The organism is Streptomyces sp. 1331.2 (assembly GCF_900199205.1).
GTDB lineage: Bacteria > Actinomycetota > Actinomycetes > Streptomycetales > Streptomycetaceae > Kitasatospora.
The window spans coordinates 727,197-744,948 of the sequence record NZ_OBMJ01000001.1 but is presented as its reverse complement, the minus strand read 5'-3'; the positions used below and the strand labels follow the sequence as shown (position 1 = coordinate 744,948).

General features: G+C 73.7%; 15 protein-coding genes. 10 read left to right on the top strand and 5 right to left on the bottom strand.

Annotated features, from left to right (window positions below):
* Positions 1-159 precede the first annotated feature (159 nt).
* Positions 160-936 carry a crotonase/enoyl-CoA hydratase family protein gene (locus CRP52_RS03185; RefSeq protein ID WP_097234978.1) on the top strand — a complete coding sequence of 259 codons (777 nt, stop codon included), beginning with the start codon at positions 160-162 and terminating at the stop codon, positions 934-936.
* Between the two features lie 118 nt (positions 937-1,054).
* Here the strand turns inward: CRP52_RS03185 and CRP52_RS03180 are convergent, their stop codons facing one another.
* A complete protein-coding gene (locus tag CRP52_RS03180) occupies positions 1,055-1,951 on the bottom strand; it encodes a LysR family transcriptional regulator (protein ID WP_097234977.1) in 897 nt (298 codons plus the stop codon).
* A 263-nt stretch (positions 1,952-2,214) separates the two neighbouring features.
* On the opposite strand from CRP52_RS03180, the gene CRP52_RS03175 reads away from it, so the two are divergent.
* The gene (locus tag CRP52_RS03175; RefSeq protein WP_097234976.1) at positions 2,215-2,790 is read left to right on the top strand and encodes an SRPBCC family protein; all 576 of its coding nucleotides are present in this window, start codon (positions 2,215-2,217) and stop codon (positions 2,788-2,790) included.
* A gap of 215 nt (positions 2,791-3,005) precedes the next feature.
* Here the strand turns inward: CRP52_RS03175 and CRP52_RS03170 are convergent, their stop codons facing one another.
* The 3 genes from CRP52_RS03170 to CRP52_RS40340 form a co-directional block, all read right to left on the bottom strand.
* Positions 3,006-3,521 (bottom strand): HPP family protein, encoded by a 516-nt coding sequence (locus CRP52_RS03170; RefSeq protein WP_097234975.1) that lies wholly within the window; start codon positions 3,519-3,521, stop codon positions 3,006-3,008.
* Between the two features lie 234 nt (positions 3,522-3,755).
* Complete coding sequence (locus tag CRP52_RS03165; protein ID WP_306458907.1) at positions 3,756-5,381, bottom strand: amidohydrolase; 1,626 nt, start codon at positions 5,379-5,381, stop codon at positions 3,756-3,758.
* A complete protein-coding gene (locus CRP52_RS40340; protein ID WP_306458827.1) occupies positions 5,285-6,214 on the bottom strand; it encodes a TetR/AcrR family transcriptional regulator in 930 nt (309 codons plus the stop codon). The genes CRP52_RS03165 and CRP52_RS40340 overlap by 97 nt, the downstream gene beginning before the upstream one ends.
* Before the next feature lie 72 nt (positions 6,215-6,286).
* On the opposite strand from CRP52_RS40340, the gene CRP52_RS03155 reads away from it, so the two are divergent.
* From CRP52_RS03155 to ftsH, 6 genes are all read left to right on the top strand, one after another.
* Positions 6,287-7,750, top strand: coding sequence for a purine-cytosine permease family protein (locus CRP52_RS03155; RefSeq protein WP_097234973.1), 1,464 nt, complete (start codon positions 6,287-6,289; stop codon positions 7,748-7,750).
* A 356-nt stretch (positions 7,751-8,106) separates the two neighbouring features.
* Positions 8,107-9,345: a glycosyltransferase gene (locus CRP52_RS03150; protein WP_097234972.1), complete on the top strand. Its 1,239-nt coding sequence runs from the start codon at positions 8,107-8,109 to the stop codon at positions 9,343-9,345.
* Positions 9,346-9,565: 220 nt separating this feature from the next.
* Entirely contained in the window at positions 9,566-10,315 is a 750-nt protein-coding gene (locus tag CRP52_RS03145; protein WP_257032259.1) for a DUF6461 domain-containing protein, read from the top strand.
* A 439-nt stretch (positions 10,316-10,754) separates the two neighbouring features.
* Complete coding sequence (locus CRP52_RS03140) at positions 10,755-12,368, top strand: alpha/beta hydrolase (RefSeq protein WP_097234971.1); 1,614 nt, start codon at positions 10,755-10,757, stop codon at positions 12,366-12,368.
* A gap of 166 nt (positions 12,369-12,534) precedes the next feature.
* Complete coding sequence (locus tag CRP52_RS03135; protein WP_097234970.1) at positions 12,535-13,194, top strand: mycothiol-dependent nitroreductase Rv2466c family protein; 660 nt, start codon at positions 12,535-12,537, stop codon at positions 13,192-13,194.
* A 57-nt stretch (positions 13,195-13,251) separates the two neighbouring features.
* Positions 13,252-15,336, top strand: a complete 2,085-nt coding sequence (gene ftsH, locus CRP52_RS03130; protein ID WP_097234969.1) for an ATP-dependent zinc metalloprotease FtsH — start codon at positions 13,252-13,254, stop codon at positions 15,334-15,336.
* Here ftsH and CRP52_RS03125 read toward each other — a convergent pair.
* Positions 15,333-15,791: an Lrp/AsnC family transcriptional regulator gene (locus tag CRP52_RS03125; protein ID WP_097234968.1), complete on the bottom strand. Its 459-nt coding sequence runs from the start codon at positions 15,789-15,791 to the stop codon at positions 15,333-15,335. The two genes, ftsH and CRP52_RS03125, sit on opposite strands and share 4 nt — an antisense overlap.
* Before the next feature lie 75 nt (positions 15,792-15,866).
* Between CRP52_RS03125 and CRP52_RS03120 the strand changes: the two genes are divergently transcribed.
* A complete protein-coding gene (locus CRP52_RS03120) occupies positions 15,867-16,811 on the top strand; it encodes an SMP-30/gluconolactonase/LRE family protein (RefSeq protein WP_097234967.1) in 945 nt (314 codons plus the stop codon).
* Positions 16,808-17,647, top strand: coding sequence for an ammonia-dependent NAD(+) synthetase (nadE, locus tag CRP52_RS03115; RefSeq protein WP_097234966.1), 840 nt, complete (start codon positions 16,808-16,810; stop codon positions 17,645-17,647). Before CRP52_RS03120 ends, nadE begins: the two co-directional genes overlap by 4 nt.
* The last annotated feature ends 105 nt before the right edge of the window (positions 17,648-17,752 follow it).

Below are 17,752 nucleotides of genomic sequence, written 5' to 3'. Positions count from 1 at the left end.
GTTCCTGCTGGTCCTGCGGTTCCTGGCGCGCGGGAGTGTATCCAGGACAATAACTGGATTGTCCTGGACGGGTGTTCCTAGCCTCGATGCGTCCGGCAGTGAAGCCGGGATCAGGGCCGGGAGCAGGCCGGGAAACGGCCGGGAACGGAGCAGGCGCCCATGACCATCCGCAGCGAGCAGGACGGGCACGTCGTCACCCTCACCATCGACCGGGAGAAGAAGCTCAACGCCCTCGACTACCCGACGATCGACGCGCTGCTCGCCGAGCTCGACCGCATCGATGCCGACGACACCGTCCGCGCCGTGATCCTCACCGGAGTCGGGCAGCGGGCGTTCAGTGCGGGCGCCGACATCCCGTCCCTGGCCGCCGGCATCGCCGGCGGGCCCGAGCGGGCGCTGCGCGAGTTCGTCCGGCGCGGGCACACGCTCACCCGGCGGATCGAGGAGTTCCCCAAGCCGATCATCGTGGCCGTCAACGGCCTGGCGTACGGCGGTGGTTGTGAGGTCACCGAGGCCGCGCCGCTGGCGGTGGCGGCCGAGCACGCAACCTTCGCCAAGCCGGAGATCTCGCTCGGCTTCCCGCCGCCGTTCGGCGGTTCGCAGCGGCTACCGCGCCATGTCGGCCGCAAGCGCGGGCTGGAGATGATCCTGACCGGCGACCCGATCCCGGCCGCCCGTGCGGCGGAGCTCGGCCTGGTCAACACGGTCGTCCCGGCGAGTGAACTGCTCTCGGCCGCACGGGACTTGGCTGATCGCATCACCCGGTACGCGCCCACCGCGGTGGCCGCCTGCCTGCGGGCCGTGACCCGGGGTATCAACCTGCCGATCGACGAGGGCCTTGCGGTGGAGGCGGCAGCCTTTGCGGCGACCGTGCCCACCGAGGGCGTACGGGACGGGGTGCAGCGCTTCCTGGACCGGACCTCCGCTGCGCGCTGAGACGAATGGGCGGGGCTGATCCGTTGGGGCTCAGGCGGCGATCCGGCGGCGATCCGGCGGCGATCCTACGGGGATCGGGCGGCGATCCGACGGGGATCGGGCGGCGATCCGACGGGGATCAGCGGGGCGGTGGGGCGGCGTGGGCGGCCACGGTGTCGGCGAAGGCGCGGGCGAGGGGGCAGAGGTTCTCCCAGTCGCGGATGGCCCAGCCGGCGGTGAGGGCGGGCAGGTCGGGCAGCGGGAGCAGCCGTAGGCCGGGGTGGCCGGGGCCCTGCCACTGGGGGAGGGCCGGGACGACGGCGTGGCCGAGGCCGAGTTCGGCGAGCAGGATCGCGGTGTCCCAGTCCGCGACGCTGGTGTCGAAGACCGGCCTGATGCCCGACTTCCCCAGCCAGGAATCGAGTTGGGAGCGGGCGACCGAGTTCTGCGGCAGCCCGATGAGCCGGGCGTCCTGCAGGTCGGCCGGCTCGATGCGGGCCCTGGCGGCGAGCGGGTCGCCCGCCGCGACGGCCAGCACCCACGGCAGGTCGACGACCGGCCGCTGGTCGATGCCGCGGACCGGGGTGCCGAGGGTGATCCAGGCGAGGTCGACCCGTCCGGCGGTCAGCGACTCCAGGCAGCTGCGGCTGGAGACCTCGGTCTGGAACTCCAGGCTGACCTGCGGGAAGCGCCGCCGGAAGGCCACCACGGCCGCGGACATGAAGTGCCGGACGCTGGTGGCGCCGGTGGTGATGCGTACGGATCCGCCCTCGCCGCGCGCGAGTTCGGCGATCCGGTGCAGCGCGTGGTCGATGCTGCCGAGGCCGGTGACGGTGGCGGCCTGGAGGACCCGGCCCGCCTTGGTGGGCACCACCCCGCGCGGGTGCCGTTCGATCAGGGAGAGGCCGAGTTCCCGCTCCAGCCGCTTCACGTGCTGGCTGACCGCGGACTGGGTGCAGCCGAGGTCGCGGGCGACGGCGCTGAGCGAGCCGGCCCGGCAGACCGCGGCGAAGACACGGAGGTCGTCAATGGTCACGATGGTCCAAGGTATCGCTTGGGTGTCCCCCAGCAAACCCGTGGATTGACTTGGGTGTTCGGCGGGATCGATCATCGATCCAGGGCCCAGGGCGGCAACCCGCCCGCTTCCTTCGCGGCGTTCCGGACGCAGCGTCGGGTGCGGCGGGCGGGTGTCGACCCGCATCGATGCAGCAGGTCAGCAGCAGGTCAGCAGCAGGACACGAGACGCAGGACGGCGTCGCGCCCGGACGGGTGTGACGTGCGAGAGGAGGGGGAACGGCCATGCGGTACGCCGACGGTCCGGGTACGCAGTGCGAGGTGTTCGTCGAGGCGCCGCTGGAGCGAGTCTGGGAGCTGGTCACGGACATCGGCCTGCCCGCCCGGCTCAGCCCGGAGCTCCACCGCGTCGCCTGGCTGGACGGCGCGGACGGCCCCGCGCCGGGCGCCCGCTTCGAGGGCCACAACCGCCGGGCGGGCATGCCGGATTGGCGGACGGTCTCCGAGGTGACCGAGCTGACCGGCGCGGACGACCGGGCCGATGCGGCCGGCGCGGCCGATGCTGCCGGTCACCGCGTGTTCGCGTGGGCCGTCATGGACGCGGACGGCCGCTACGGCGAGCCGGTCTCCGAGCCGGCGGGCGCGCTGGCCCGGTGGCGCTTCGACCTCACCGCGGAGGACGGCGGCACTCGGCTGCGCGAGTCGGTGGTGATCGGCCCCGGCCGCAGTGGCGTCAGCCTCGCCATCGACGCCAGGCCGGAGTACGAGGAGAAGATCGTCGACTTCCGGCTGGGCGAGCTGCGCACCGGAATGACGGCCACCCTCGAAGGCGTCAAGTCGGCGGCCGAGCAGGGGGAGTAGCGGGGCCGGTGGTCCCGTCGGGCGGGGTGTCCGGCGGACCGCCGGGCACCCGTACGGCGCGGCGCCCGAGGGGTTTGCTGCTCAGCGGTCGGTGTCCGGGCCACGAGGCCCTGACGGGACGGTGTTTCCAGCCCCGTATCCCGGGTGCACCGTGGCGTCGGGAGGGTGGTTCGCAGTTCGGGGGCGGAACGGTCGGCGGGAGAGTGGGCCGGCGGTCACCGTGGGCCGGGGGACACGCTCACCCAGGACAGCGGGTAGCGGACCGGGTGCCCGCCGATCCGGCCGGGCAGCAGGCCGATGAGGACCAGGAGTGTGGTCGCCAGCGCGAGCAGCGGGAGGAAGGGCACGAGGTGCGGAGCCTGCAGGACCACGAGGAGGGCGCTGGCCGCGGCGGGGGAGTGCGAGGTGTGGGTGAGCAGCATCGCACCGAGCGAGAGACCGGCGGCGATGGCCGCGCCCCAGGTGGTGCTGCCGGTGACGGCGAGGGTGGCGAAGCCGATCAGGGCGGACATCAACTGACCGCCGACCACGTTGCGCGGCTGTGAGATCGGCAGGCCGGGCGCGCCGTACACCAGCGCCGCGCTGGCCGCCAACGGCGGTATCAGCAGCGGTTGGTGGAGCAGCACGCCGACTGCGGCCAGCACCAGCAGGGCGCCGATGGCGAAGACGGTGGACCCCAGGACGTGCAGCGGGTGCGGCCTGGGTGTGGCGGCGGGTGGTGGCGTGGGCATGCGTGGGTGCTCCGGATGGGGGATGGGAAACCCGGAGATGATAAGCAGACTACCGAGAGAAACGTAGGATGTTTTACCTGCTGGGAAAGGTCGTCCACGATGTGAGGCAGCCGCGCGAACCGGTGGTCCGCGCGGGCCGGGTGGTGGCGCGGGACGGCTGCTTCACGGGGTGACGGGTGATTGCTGCTCGGCGGCTGGTCGGTGGGTGCTGGTGACGGTGCGGGCCGCCCTCGGTCAGAGGGAGTCGGTGCGGTGGGTCGGCAGGCCGTCCAGGACCGTCAACAGGACGGGGAGGTCTGCCAGTTCGGTGGCCGGGGTGGTGAGCGGGTCGGCAGCCAGCACGGTGAGGTCCGCTCGGTGGCCGACCGTGATCCGGCCCGCCAGCTGCTCCTCGCCGCCCGCGTGGGCGGCGTTGGCGGTCATCGCCGACAGCGCCTCCAGGGCGGTGAGCGCCTGGCCCGGGTTGTGCGGGGGGCTGCTGAGGTCGCGGGTGGGGCGGCGGTGGCGGGCGCCCGCCATGACGCCCAGCGGCGGGTAGGGGGCGATCGGCCAGTCCGAACCGAGGACCACGGTGGCGCCCGCATCCCACAGGTCGCGGCAGCGCCAGGCGCGGTCCGCCCGCTCCTCGCCGAGGCGGCGGGACCAGTTGTCGGTGTGGTCGGCCCGGGTGAAGTCGCAGCAGTGGGTGGGCTGCATGGAGGCGATCACGTCCAGCTCGGCGAAGCGCCGGACGGCCTCGTCGGGGACGGTCTCGATGTGTTCGATCCGGTGCCGGACGGGGGTGGTGCGAGGGCGGGCGGTGGCGGTGCCCGGTCGTACGGCGGCAGTGCGCTGTCGTGCGGCGGTGGGCCCCTCGTGCGACGCCTTCTCGATCGAGTCGAGGGCGTGCCGGACGGCGGCGTCGCCGATCGCGTGGGTGGCGGTCGGCACTCCGGCCCAGTGCAACTCCTGGACGACGTGGGTGTAGTGCGCAGGATCGGGCCAGAAGGCGTGCGTGGACTCGCCGTGGCAGTCCGGCTTCTCCAGCCAGGCGGTGCCGTTGTCGATCGTGCCGTCCATGAACAGCTTGACGCCGTCCACCCGCCAGAGCCGCCCGCCCCGGCCCTGCTGCTCGATGAGCGCGCGCAGCCCGTCCCGGTCCACCCCGGGCTGGCACCAGGGGGCGACCCGCAGACGCAGCGGCAGCTCACCGGCCTCGTCCAGCTCGGCGTAGAGGTCGAGGCTGTCGCCGTTGGCGTCCATCGCGTGGCCGCCGGTGAGGCCGGCGGCGGCCATGGCGCGCAGTGCGGCGGCGAGGCGTTCGCGGCGCTCGGCGCGGGTGGGCTGCGGGGCGGCGCGCTCGACCAGCTCTCCGGCGGCGTCCTCCAGCAGGAGCCCGGTGGGGCGTCCGTCGGCGTCGCAGACCACCTCGGCGGCTTGGGCGAAGGTGCGCGGGCCGTCCACGCCGGCCAGCTCCAGGGCGCGCGGGCTGGCGAGCATCGAGTGGGCGTCGAAGAGCTGGAGCAGCGCCGGGACGCCGTCCAGGACGGGGCCCAGCGCGGCGGACTCCACCGGGCGGTCGCCGAAGACGTTCGGGTCCAGGCCCCAGGCGTGCAGCCAGGCACCGGGGGCGAGCCGGCGGACCTCGGCGGCGAGAGCGGCCCGGACGGCGGCCAGGTCGGTGCAGCCGGAGAGGTCCAGGCCGTGGGTGAGTTCGGCGCCGCTGACCGGGTGCAGGTGGCCGTCCACCAAGCCGGGGGTGACGACGGCGCCCTTGAGGTCGATCACCGTGGTGGCGGGGTCGGCGAGTTCGCGGATCGTGCGGTCGTCGCCGAGCGTGGCGATCCGGCCGTCCACGACCGCGAGGGCGGTCTGCGGCAGGAAGCCACCGGAGGCGGGGTCGAGCAGGCGGGCGGAGAGGAGGACGAGGGAGGTGCGCACTTCGGCTCCAGCGCTGGTGCGGGGTGGGGGAGTTGGGGGCGTCGGCGGCGTGGGGGAGGTCGCGATCCGGTGGGGTCAGGGCTGTTCGGGGGAGGAGCCGGGGTGGGGGCGGCAGCGTCCGGGGTGTCGGCGGGGTCGGGGGTGTCGGTGGGGCTCAGCGTGCCGTCGGCGAGGCCGAGTTCGCGTTCGGCGGTGGCGGCGGCGAGCCGGGTGACGCCGGACGGGTGGTTGCGCAGCCCGGTGTTGGCGTGGCCGGCCAGGCCGTCGATCACCACGAGGATCCGGACCGCCGTCAGCACCGGGTCCTCGGCGCGGAACTCGCCCTGCTCGACGCCGGAGGCGATGACGCCGCTGAGCCGGCCGCGCCAGCCCTTCTCCTGTTCGAGTACACGGTCGCGCAGGACGGGGCGGTAGCGGCTGAGGTGGCGGGCGTTGAGCCAGAGCCGGCTCATGTCGTCGTAGGCCGGGCCGGTGGTACGGGCGAAGAAGCGGGAGAGGTGCCGCAGCGGGGAGCCGTCCTGGGGGTCGGCGGGTAGCAGCGTCTCCAACTCCGCGGTGGCGGCGCTGCCGAAGGCCTCGGCGACGAGGTCCTCCACGGCGGGGAAGTAGTGGCTGATCAGGCCTGGTCTGACGTCGAGCTGCTCGGCGATCCGGCGCAGCGTGATGCACTCCAGACCCTCGGTGAGGGCGACCTCCGCCGCGGCCCCGACGATCTCCGCCCGCCGGTCGTCGGGGGATTTGCGAACCCGTTTGCGCTGAACGCTTGACGTCATGTGCCGGATGCTATTGAGTGTGCGACCAATAAGCAAGCAGGTGGGCACGACACCCCCCACGGAGGGCCCCCAATGGCGTCCACGCTCCCGGACCACCCCCACAGATCCCCGGACCCCCACAGATCCCCGGGCCTCTCCCGGGACCCCGCCCCGGACCCCGCCGCACCACCCCGGCCGGAACGCGGCGGACGGGTCGAGGTCCACGGCATCGACCACATCCCCGACACCGAGCGGCGCGGCCGCGCCCGCGAACTCTTCGCCGTCTGGGCGGCGGCCAGCGTCAACTACCTCAACCTGGTGGTCGGCGGCGCCCTCGTCCTGACTGGCCTCAGCCTCTGGCAGGCCTTCGCGGTCGTCGTCGTCGGCAACCTCTTCTGGCTCGGCACCGGCCTGCTCGCGGTCTCCGGACCGGCCGCCGGCGCGCCCAGTGAGGTCATCACTCGCACCATGTACGGCATCCGCGGCAACCGCGTGAACAACGCGGTCACCGGCTGGATGATCTCCGTCTGCTACTTCGCGCTGAACCTCGCCGCGGCCGCCGTCGCCGCCTTCTCACTCGTCGAACGGATCGGGATCACCCCCACCACCCCGATCAAGATCGCCATCGTGATCGCGATCGTCGTGGTCACCCTCACCATCAGCGTGTACGGCCACGCCGTGATCGTCCGGCTCTACCTGCCGATCACCCTCGTGCTCACCGCGGCCTTCGCGGTCGTCGGGTACGCCATCGTCCGGCACGCCGACTTCGGCTGGACCCAGCCCGAACCGCTCACCGGCAGCGCCCTCTGGGCGGCCGTCCTCGCCGGAATCGCCCTGATCGCCTCCGGCCCGCTCTCGTACACCACCAGCGCCGACTTCTCCCGCTACCTGCCGACCAGTACCTCCCCGCGCGCGGTCCTCGGCTGGACGGCCCTCGGCGGCTTCCTGCCGAGCGTCGCGGTCGGCGGCCTCGGCGTGCTCGGCGCCACCGCCGTCGACATGACCGACGCGCAGGCCGCCCTGCAGACGATCCTGCCCGGCTGGTTCAACCCGGTCTTCCTGCTCTCGCTCGTCGTCGGCACCATCGCCGTCAACGCCCTGACCGCCTACAGCGCGGGCCTCGCCCTGCAGGCCGTCGGCATCCGCATCCGCCGCACCGTCAGCGTGCTGGTGGACGGCGCGGTCGCGGTCGCGCTGACCCTGTACGCGCTGCTGGTCTCCAACTTCCTCGACACCGTCAGCAACGTGCTCCAGCTGACCGTCGTCCTCCTCGGTCCCAGCACCGCCATCTACATCGCCGACATCCTGCTGCGCCGCAACCGGTACGACGGCCACGCCCTGGGCGACGAGACCCCCGGCAGCCCCTACTGGTACCGCGCCGGCGTCAACCCCGCGGGCGCGATCGCCCTCACCGCGGGCGTGGTGAGCGCGGCCCTGTGCGTCGACACCCTCTACACCGGCCCGGTGGCCGCCCTGGTGGGGGTGGACCTGGCGCTGCCGGTCGGGATGGTCGTCGCGGGGGCCGCCTATGCACTGCTGATGCGCCGCCGGGTGTGACGCGCCGCGGGTGACGGCGGGGTCGGGGCTTGACGGGGGGTCTGCCCGACGACCGCCGGCCTGCCGCTCGTCTGGCCGCCGCCGGTCTGCCCACCCGACCACCCGCCCACCTGCCCGTCTGCCCGCCGGGCCACCGCCGTCGTCCGGTGGTGGCCGGTGTGGCGGGGGCCGGGGCGGTGAGGGCCGGGGCGGTGAGAGCCGGAGCGGAACAAGGAAGCGGACATGGAAACGGCAGGGAGATCGCGCTCCCTGCCACTACCAAGCTATAGCCCACCCGGGGGCTTGCGGCAAGGCCCCCGTCCTCCCGCAGAATCTCTGGTCTGACGGCCATGACCTGCGGAAACGGGAGTCTCGAAATGCGTGTGTTGTTGACGACGTGGGGATCACGCGGTGATGTCGAACCGCTGGCGGGGCTGGCGGCGGCGCTGCGGGGGCTCGGTGCCGAGGTGCGGGTGTGCGCGCCGCCGGACGAGGAGTTCGTGGGGCTGCTGGCGCGGGTCGGCGTGCCCTTGGTGCCGCTCGGGCCCACGGTGCACTCCGTGGTGGCCGGCCCGAGGCCGCCGACGGCGCAGGACGCGTTCCGGCTGGCCCCCGAGCTGGTCGCCGCACGCTTCGAGACGCTCACCGCGGCGGCCGAGGGCTGCGACGTGCTGCTGGCGACCGGCCTGATGCCGGCCGGTGCCCGGGACGTGGCCGAACACCTGGGTATTCCGTACGTGCTCGCGTGCTTCCACATCTTCGGACTGCCGTCGCGGCACTTCCGCCCCGGAGCGCGGCCGGGCACGCCCTCCCCGCAGGACGAGACCGACCCCCGGGTGCTCTGGGAGCAGGACGCCCAGCGGGTCAACGGGCTGTACGGCGAGGCGTTGAACCGCCACCGGGCGGCGCTCGGCCTGCCGCCGGTGGAAAACGTCCGCGACCACGTCCTGACCGACCGCCCGTGGCTGGCCGCAGACCCGCTGCTCTGCCCGTCGCAGGGCATGACGGAACTCGACCCGGTACAGACCGGGGCGTGGATCCTGCCCGACGACCGCCCGCTCCCGGCCGACCTGGAGGCCTTCCTGGACGCCGGTGAGCCGCCCGTGTACGTCGGCTTCGGCAGCATGGCCGCGCACGCCCCGCAGGGCATCGCCCGGGTGGCGACCGAGGCGGCCCGCGCACACGGCCGCCGGATCGTCCTCGCCCGTGGCTGGGCCGGCCTGACCCCGGTCGACGACCGTGACGACTGCCTGGTCGTCGGCGAGGTCAACCAGCAGGCCCTGTTCCGGCGGGTGGCCGCCGTCGTGCACCACGGCGGGGCGGGCACCACGACGGCGGCGGCCCGGGCCGGCGCGCCCCAGGTGGTCGTTCCGCGGATCGCGGACCAGCCGTACTGGGCCCGCCGCGTGGCCGAGTTGGGCATCGGCGCGGCCCACCTCGACCCCGCGCCCACCGTCGACTCCCTCTCCGCAGCGCTCGCCACGGCCCTGGCGCCCGAGACCCGGGTCCGGGCGGAGGCCGTGGCCGGCACCATCCGTGCCGACGGGGCGACGGTGGCAGCGAAGCTGTTGTTTGAGGTGGCGGCCGGTCGGGACGGGCGGCCCGGGGTCGGGTGAACCGCCTCGCGCACCGGAGTCGGGTGAACGGCGGCGCGGACCAGGTGAGTTCGGCGGTCGGATCAGCCTCCGTTCGGTCGGTCGAGGGTGGATGCCGGCCCGCACCGGGCCGGTTCCGGCACCGAACCGGTGAGCGGGCGGGCTCCGGCCGTCGGTGGTCTCGGCTAGGGTGCCGACCGGCGCGCCTGGCCACCGCAGGCCGGCGCCAGGGGAGGGCGGCATGACGGACGGCACGTGCGAAGGAGCGGGCGAGGGCGGCGACGGCATCCGGTGGGGCGACGGCATCCAGTGGCTCGCGGAGATCGGCGGGCCGCGCACCGGCGGGTCAGCGGCGGGCCGGCCCGACGAGGACGGTGAGATCGGCGGCGTGGTGTTCGCCCGGGGGATCCCGCCCCGGGAACTCGCCCGCCGGATGGGCGCCGATCCGGCCGCCGGCACCGAGCCGATCAGCGACACCGAGGTCCGCGACCTGGACATCGAGGTCTACCGCCCGGGCGACGACGGCGACGGCGTGATCAGGGTCGGCGAGTGCGGAGGCTGGTCGTTCGCGATCGAGTACGGCGACTCCACCGGCGGCGAACTGCTCACCGAGATAGCGCGCGACGGAGTCGAGGTGGTGCACTTCCGGCCGATGCCGGAGCAGCGGCCGGCACTGCTCGACTACGCCCGCGACGGCGCCGTGCTGTGCGGCTTCGGCCTCGGCGAGGAGCGTTGGCGCTGGGGGCAGGAGCCCGACCTGCTGGTGCCGGACCTGGTCGCGGCGAGCGTGCTGGAGCGGGACGGCGTCACCCCCTGCGACCCCGAGGTGGCGGGCAGTGCGGGTGCCGGAGCCGGTGCCGGCGCTGCCCACCGCCGCGCCCTCGGCGCCGTCGAGCGGCGGTTCGGGCTGAGCCTGCCCCGGGCCGCCCTCGACGGCCTGCGCCTGCCGGCGTACGCGGTGCGCGGGAAGCCGGGAATGCAGCCGCGCTGAGCCTTCGGAGGCACCAGCGGGAACGGCGGCGGAGAAGGCCACGGCGGACAGGGCAGCGACGGACAGCGTGAGCACGAGTGACAGCACGGTCATGGGAAAGCTCCTTCCCGGGCTCCGCCGAGGAGCCCCGATGACCGTCATCCTGACGCGGCGTCGCTTTCCGCACATGTGCCGATCGGGAGGTTCCTGAGGGGAAAGGCTCCTGGAGCCCCCTGCCGATCGGCAGGGGGCTCCCCTCACCCGGCCGGCAGGGGGCTCTCCTCACTCGGCCGGCCGGTGGCAGACCGAGCGGCGCACGCCCTCCGTCCGGAGGTTCCCGGAGGGCATGCGCGGTCTCCGGCCCCTAGGGTCTGTGGTGCGTCGACCGCGCCGCGCGCCGGGCGTACGCCGTCCCGCCGCGCGCCGGGTACCCGGCAGACCCGAGAGGTGGACCCGCCCCATGCACACCGTCGTTCGCGGCGCAGGAGCGCTCGGCCTGACCGCGCTGCTGCTCACCGCCGCCACCGGCTGCCAGGGCGACAGCTCCTCCGCCGCCGAGCCCGCACCGACCTCCCCGGCCTCCCCGGCCTCCGGAACGGCGGCAGGATCGGGCGGCGGGTCGGCGACCGGATCGCCCACCGGGCTGGCCGCCCAGAAACTGGACTGGCACGCCTGCGCCGCCCCCAGCACCGCCCAGGGCGGCGGCACCGCGCCCGCCGGCGACTGGCAGTGCGCCACCCTCAAGGCCCCGCTGGACCACGCCAAGCCGGACGGCAGGACCATCGACCTGGCCCTGATCCGCAGCAGGGCCAGGGACGAACAGCAGCGGATCGGCTCGCTGCTGTTCAACTTCGGCGGCCCCGGCGCCTCCGGGGTGGCCACCCTGCCCGCCCTCGCCCAGACCTACGCCTCCCTCAACTCCCGCTACGACCTGGTCAGTTTCGACCCGCGCGGGGTCGGCGCCAGCGACGGCGTGACGTGCCTGGACGACCAGGCGATGGACGCCGGCGTCGCCGCCGACAGCACCCCCGACGACCCGGCCGGGGTGAAGGCGCTGGACGACAGCAACGCCCGGTTCGTCTCCGCCTGCGAGCACAACTCCGGCCCGGTGCTGCCGTACGTCGACACCGAGAGCGCCGCGCGGGACATGGACCTGATGCGGCAGGTGCTGGGCGACCGGAAGCTCTCCTACTTCGGCATCAGCTACGGCACCCAGCTCGGCGGTGTCTACGCGCACCTGTTCCCGCAGGAGGTCGGCCGGCTCGTGCTGGACTCGGTGATCGACCCGACCAAGGACCCGCAGCAGTCCGCGCTCGGCCAGGCCCAGGGCTTCCAACTCGCCCTCGACGACTTCATGAAGGCCTGCGCCGGCCAGGCCGGCAGCTCCTGCCCGACCGGCGCGGGCGGCGAGGAGGGCACCGCGAAGGTCACCGCGCTGGTGCGCAAGCTCCAGCAGTCGCCGCTGCCCACCCAGAGCGGGCGGCAGCTCACCGAGAACCTGGCCGTCACCGGCATCGCAGGCGCCCTGTACAGCCAGGAGACCTGGCCGGTGCTCGCCGCCGGGCTCACCGAGGCGATGGACCAGGGCACCGGCAACACGCTGCTCCAGCTCGCCGACGGGCTGAACGGGCGCGACGCGCAGGGCCACTACAGCAACCTGAGCGCCGCGAACCGGGCGATCGGTTGCGTGGACGCGCGGCAGCGCTACTCCGACCAGGACGTCCAGCAGCAGCTGCCGCAGTTCCAGGCCGCCTCCCCGGTCTTCGGCGCCTTCACCGCCTGGGGCCTGACCGGCTGCACCGGCTGGCCCGTCCCCGGCAAGGGTGACCACCCGGAGGTCGCGGCCCCCGGCGCCGCCCCGATCCTGGTGGTCGGCACCACCGGTGACCCGGCCACGCCGGTCGAGGGCGCCCGGGCGATGGCGCAGCAGCTCGGCGCGGGCGTCGGCGTCACCGTCACCCTGCAGGGGGAGGGGCACGGCGGCTACAACACCGGGAACCCCTGCCTGAAGCAGACCGTGGACGCCTACCTGCTGGACGGCACGGTGCCGGCGGACGGGACGACCTGCAGCTGAGTGCCGGCGGAGGGTCGAAGCGGCGGCTCCAAGCGCCCGTCCCGCAACGGCGGCCCGAATCGCCCTGAAGCTCCCTGAATCGCCCTGAAGCGACCCGAAGTGGCCCAATAAAACGCCTACTAATTGGCACTGCAGAGCGGTCCACTCGACCGCTAATCTCATCGGTATGACGAACACCCTGACGAACAGCGCGACCGACACCCCGGCCGACAACCCGACGAAGCCCACCAAGGTCGACTTCTACTTCGACCCCGTCTGCCCGTTCGCCTGGATCACCTCCCGGTGGATCCTGGAGGTCGCGCGCCACCGCGAGCTCGACCTGACCTTCCGGGTGATGAGCCTGTCCGTCCTCAACGAGGGCCGCACCGACCTGCCCGAGCGCTACCAGCGCCTGATGACCACCGGCTGGGGCCCCGTCCGGGTCTGCATCGCGGCCGCCGAGAAGCACGGCCAGCACGTGCTGCGCGACCTGTACACCGAACTCGGCACCCGCTTCCACAACCAGGACCGGCCCGCCGACGACACCGTCATCCGGGAGGCCCTGGTCGCGGCCGGCCTGCCCGAGGAGCTGGCCGACGCCGCGACCAGCACCGAGTACGACATCGCGCTGCGCAAGAGCCACCACGAGGGCATGGACCCGGTCGGCGAGGAGGTCGGCACGCCGACCATCCACGTGGACGGCGTCGCCTTCTTCGGCCCGGTGCTCAGCGCGATCCCGCGCGGCGAGGACGCCGTACGGGTCTTCGAGGGCGTCCGGCTGCTGGCCGGGTACCCGAAGTTCTTCGAGCTCAAGCGCACCCGGACGGACTCGCTCGACTTCTCCTGAGCCGCGCTCGACCATGGAGACGGAGGCCCGGAGGCCTTCGAGAGGTGGTGAGCGTGGATGATCGTACGAATCCGGCTGTACGCTGCCCGCCACCCCGCGACACCGCCGGGCTCCGGGGCGGGACCTGACCCCGGCCGAGCATCCGGCTCCGGACCTGGCTCCGGCGGCTCTGGCCCCGGCCCCGGCCCCGGCTGGGGCCAGGGCCAACGCCCCGGTCAACGCCCCGGCCAGCGCCCGGGACAACGCCCCGGCCCCGGGGGCCCGGGCGCCAAGCCCCCGCCGCCCTCGTGGCGCCGCTGGCTGCTGCCCGTCGCCGTGCTGGTGACGCTGCTCCTGCTGGTCCTGTTCTCCAACCCCGGCAAGCCCGGCACCCGCTACGGCTACACCGACTTCGTCAACCGGGTCGACGCCGGCCAGGTGCAGACCGTGGACGTCAGCGACACCGGCGGGGTGAACGGCACGCTCAAGGACGGCACCCACTTCACCAGCCAGATCCCCACCGCCCTGGACACCGCCCAGCTCAGCAAGACGCTCACCGACCAGCACGTGACCGTCACCGGCAGCCGCTCCGGCAGCGGCAACTCGATCTGGTCCACACTGCTGCTGTTCCTGCCGCTGCTGCTGTTCGGCGGGCTGTTCCTCTGGTCGGGCCGGCTGGCCGCCCGGTCGCTGGGCGGCGGGCTGAGCGCCATCGGCCGTTCCCGGGCGAAGATCATCGAGGCCGAGCGGCCCGCCACCGGGTTCGCCGACGTCGCGGGCTACGAAGGGGTGAAGCAGGAGGTCAGCGAGGTGGTCGACTTCCTGCGCAGCCCGGAGCGGTACGCCGCCGCCGGAGCCAAGGGGCCGCGCGGAGTGATCATGGTCGGGCCGCCGGGCACCGGCAAGACCCTGCTGGCCAGGGCCGTCGCCGGAGAGGCCGAAGTGCCGTTCCTCTCGGTGACCGGCTCCGGATTCGTCGAGATGTTCGTCGGCGTCGGCGCCTCCCGGGTCCGCGACCTCTTCGACGAGGCCCGCAAACGCGCGCCGTCGATCATCTTCATCGACGAGATCGACGCCGTCGGCGGCCGCCGCGCGGGCGGCACCCGGCTCGGCGGAAACGACGAACGCGAGCAGACCCTGAACCAACTGCTCTCCGAGATGGACGGCTTCGACCAGGGCACCGGCATCGTCGTCATCGCCGCCACCAACCGGCCGGACGCCCTCGACCCCGCCCTGCTGCGCCCCGGCCGCTTCGACCGGCAGGTCACCGTCCCGCTGCCCAACCAGGCCGAGCGGGCGGCCATCCTCACCGTGCACACCCGCGGCAAGACCCTCGCCCCCGGCGCCGACCTCGACCGGATCGCCCGCGGCACCCCCGGGTTCTCCGGCGCCGACCTCGCCAACCTGGTCAACGAGGCCGCCATCAACGCCGTCCGCGCCGAACGCGCCACCATCACTGCCGACGACCTCGACGCCGCCCGCGACCGCGTCCTGCTCGGCCGCCGGGAGTCCTCCAACGCGCTGCTGCCCGAGGAGCGGCACGCCGTCGCCGTGCACGAGTCCGGGCACGCCCTGATGGCCGCGCTCTGCGAGCACGCCGACCCGGTCGCCAAGGTCACCATCCTCCCGGCCGGCGTCTCCCTCGGCTCCACCGAGCAACTGCCGGAGGCCGAGCGGCACCTGTACAGCGAGAGCTACCTGACCGACGTGCTCACCGTCCAACTCGGCGGCCGGGCCGCGGAACTGGTCGTGTTCGGCGAGGGTTCCACGGGCGCTGCCAACGACCTCGCCAACGCCACCTCGGTCGCCACCCGGATGGTCCGCGAGTTCGGCCTCTCCCCGGAGCTCGGCCCGGTCGGCTACTCCAGCGGCACCCCGCACTACCTCGGCGACAACCCCGAGGACCTGCTGCGCCGCCCGTACTCCGAGCAGACCCAGCGCGCCGTGGACGAGGCGGTCGCCGCCCTGCTGCGGCAGGCGGAGCGCCGGGCCGTCGGCCTGCTCACCGAACACCGGCACCACCTGGACGAGTTGGCGAACCTGCTGGTCGCCCAGGAAACGGTGGACGGCGGCGTGGTGCTCGACATCCTGACGCACCCGAAGGCGCCGGCCGGCCCGGTGTCGCTGACCAAGCCGGAGGGGCCCGGGGCGGCCGAAGGCTAGGGTGCGGGCGGCCGTTCGAAGAAGGTCTCCAGGACGACGGTCGCCTGTGTCCCGTTCACGCCCTGGATCGCGTAGAGCCGCCGCAGCACGTCCTGGAGCTGTTCGGTGGTCGCCGTCCGCACCTTGACCAGCACCGAGGCGCTGCCGGCGATGACGTGCGCCTCCTCGATCTCGGGGATGGCCGCGAAGGCCTTCGCCGAATCGCCCATCCAGGCCGAGGAGTCCACCATCACGAAGGACAGCACCCCGAGCCCGAGGGCCTTCGGGTCCACCTCCACCGTGGTGCGGCGGATCACTCCGCGCTCGCGCAGCTTGCGCACCCGCTCGTGCGCCGCCGCCGTGGAGAGCCCCACGGCCTTGCCCAGGGCCGCGTACGGCTGCCCGGCGTCCTGCTGGAGCAGGAGGAGCAGTGCGCGGTCGGTGTCGTCGAGGTGCTCGGTGCGGGTGGGGGCCATGGTGGGACCATACCGCGCTCTGACATACTCCGGTTCACCGGAACAGATCCGGTCAATGACTGCGCGGGGTGAATGATGTCTGGCTCCATCGAGTTCGGCCTGTATGAGATCCTGGATGACAGGTTTCGCTACTGCGTCAACGGCGACACCCGGCTGGAGAAGCTGCACGGCGACTGCCGCTGGGCCGAGGGCCCGCTCTACCTGCCCGCCTGGCGCCAGCTGATCTGGAGCGACATCCCCAACGACCGCCTGCTGCGCTGGGACGAGGCCACCGGCACGGTCGGCGTCCTCCGCTCCCCGGCCGGGCACACCAACGGCAACACCCTCGACCGCGAAGGCCGGCTGATCAGCTGCGAACAGGGCAACCGCCGGGTCACCCGCACCGAGCACGACGGCCGCACGACCGTCCTCGCCGACCGCTACCGGGGCAAGCGGCTCAACTCGCCCAACGACGCGGTGGTCCGGTCGGACGGCGCGATCTGGTTCTCCGACCCGGACTTCGGCATCACCAGCGACTACGAGGGCCACCGCGCCGAGTCCGAGATCGGCGCCTGCCACGTCTACCGGATCGACCCGCGCAGCGGCGAGGTCCAGCTGGCCGCCGACGGCTTCACCGGGCCGAACGGGCTGGTGCTCTCCGCCGACGAGCAGCGGCTCTACGTCTCCGACTCCCGGGAAGGCCACATCCGGGTCTTCGACATCCGCGCGGACGGGACCCTCGCCGACGGCGGCGTCTTCGCCAAGGGCGGCGACGGCCCCGCGGGGCGGATCCGCTTCGACAACATCCGCTTCGACTGTGACGGGCGGCTCTGGGCGGCCGCCTTCGGCGACGGCATCCACTGCTACGCCCCCGACGGCACGCTCATCGGCCGTATCCTCGTCCCCGAGCCCGTCTCCAACCTCACCTTCGGCGGCCCGAAGAACAACCGGCTGTTCATCACCGCCACCACCTCGCTGTACTCCCTGGTGACGTCGATGACGGGCACCCACCGCGTCCGCTGCCCCGAGGAGTCGGAATGACCGAGCCCCTGACCGCCGACCTCCAGCGGGAGATCGCCCGCGCCCTCGGGGTCGTGCCCGTCGCCGACCCGCTGCGGGAGGCCGAGCGGCGCGTCGCCTTCCTCGCCGAGCAGGTCCGTGCCGCCGGCGCCCGGACGCTGGTGCTCGGGATCAGCGGCGGGGTGGACTCCACCACCGCCGGGCGGCTCTGCCGGCTCGCCGTGGACCGGCTGCGCGCCGACGGGTACCCGGCGGCGTTCTGTGCGATGCGGCTGCCGTACGGGGTGCAGGCGGACGAGGAGGATGCGCAGCGGGCCGTCGCGTTCATCGAGGCGGACGAGCTGCTGACCGTCGACATCAAGCCCGCCACCGACGCCGCCCTGGACGCCCTGCTGGCCGCCGGGCTGACCTTCACCGACCACGCCCACGAGGACTTCGTCCGCGGCAACGTCAAGGCCCGCCAGCGGATGGTGGTCCAGTACGCAGCGGCCGGTGCCAACGGCGGTCTGGTCGTCGGCACCGATCACGCGGCGGAGGCGGCCGTCGGCTTCTTCACCAAGTTCGGCGACGGCGCGGCCGACGTGATGCCGCTGTCCGGTCTGACGAAGCGTCAGGTCCGTTCACTCGCCGAGGCGTTGGGTGCACCGGCCGAGCTGGTCAAGAAGACCCCGACCGCCGACCTGGAGAACCTCGCCCCCGGCCGCCCCGACGAGGACGCCCTCGGTGTCACCTACGACGCCCTGGACGACTTCCTGGAGGGCCGCCCGGTCGCCGAGGACACCGTCACCACCGTCCTCGGCCACTACCGCCGTACCGAGCACAAGCGCGGCCTCCCGATCGTCCCCGGCCGCGCATGACCCCCACGCCCGACCGCCCCGACCGCCCCGACCGCGAGGCCGGGGCGGTTGACGGGTCGGCCGGGGGTGGCGGCGGACCGGGGGCGGAGTCGGGTGTGCGGGTCG

Coding starts and splice junctions, on each gene's coding strand:
- CRP52_RS03185 (WP_097234978.1), top strand. CDS start 160: ATGACCATCCGCAGCGAGCAGGACGGGCACGTCGTCACCCTCACCATC.
- CRP52_RS03175 (WP_097234976.1), top strand. CDS start 2,215: ATGCGGTACGCCGACGGTCCGGGTACGCAGTGCGAGGTGTTCGTCGAG.
- CRP52_RS03170 (WP_097234975.1), bottom strand. CDS start 3,521: ATGCCCACGCCACCACCCGCCGCCACACCCAGGCCGCACCCGCTGCAC.
- CRP52_RS40340 (WP_306458827.1), bottom strand. CDS start 6,214: ATGACGTCAAGCGTTCAGCGCAAACGGGTTCGCAAATCCCCCGACGAC.
- CRP52_RS03155 (WP_097234973.1), top strand. CDS start 6,287: ATGGCGTCCACGCTCCCGGACCACCCCCACAGATCCCCGGACCCCCAC.
- CRP52_RS03150 (WP_097234972.1), top strand. CDS start 8,107: ATGCGTGTGTTGTTGACGACGTGGGGATCACGCGGTGATGTCGAACCG.
- CRP52_RS03145 (WP_257032259.1), top strand. CDS start 9,566: ATGACGGACGGCACGTGCGAAGGAGCGGGCGAGGGCGGCGACGGCATC.
- CRP52_RS03140 (WP_097234971.1), top strand. CDS start 10,755: ATGCACACCGTCGTTCGCGGCGCAGGAGCGCTCGGCCTGACCGCGCTG.
- CRP52_RS03135 (WP_097234970.1), top strand. CDS start 12,535: ATGACGAACACCCTGACGAACAGCGCGACCGACACCCCGGCCGACAAC.
- ftsH (WP_097234969.1), top strand. CDS start 13,252: ATGATCGTACGAATCCGGCTGTACGCTGCCCGCCACCCCGCGACACCG.
- CRP52_RS03125 (WP_097234968.1), bottom strand. CDS start 15,791: ATGGCCCCCACCCGCACCGAGCACCTCGACGACACCGACCGCGCACTG.
- CRP52_RS03120 (WP_097234967.1), top strand. CDS start 15,867: ATGTCTGGCTCCATCGAGTTCGGCCTGTATGAGATCCTGGATGACAGG.
- nadE (WP_097234966.1), top strand. CDS start 16,808: ATGACCGAGCCCCTGACCGCCGACCTCCAGCGGGAGATCGCCCGCGCC.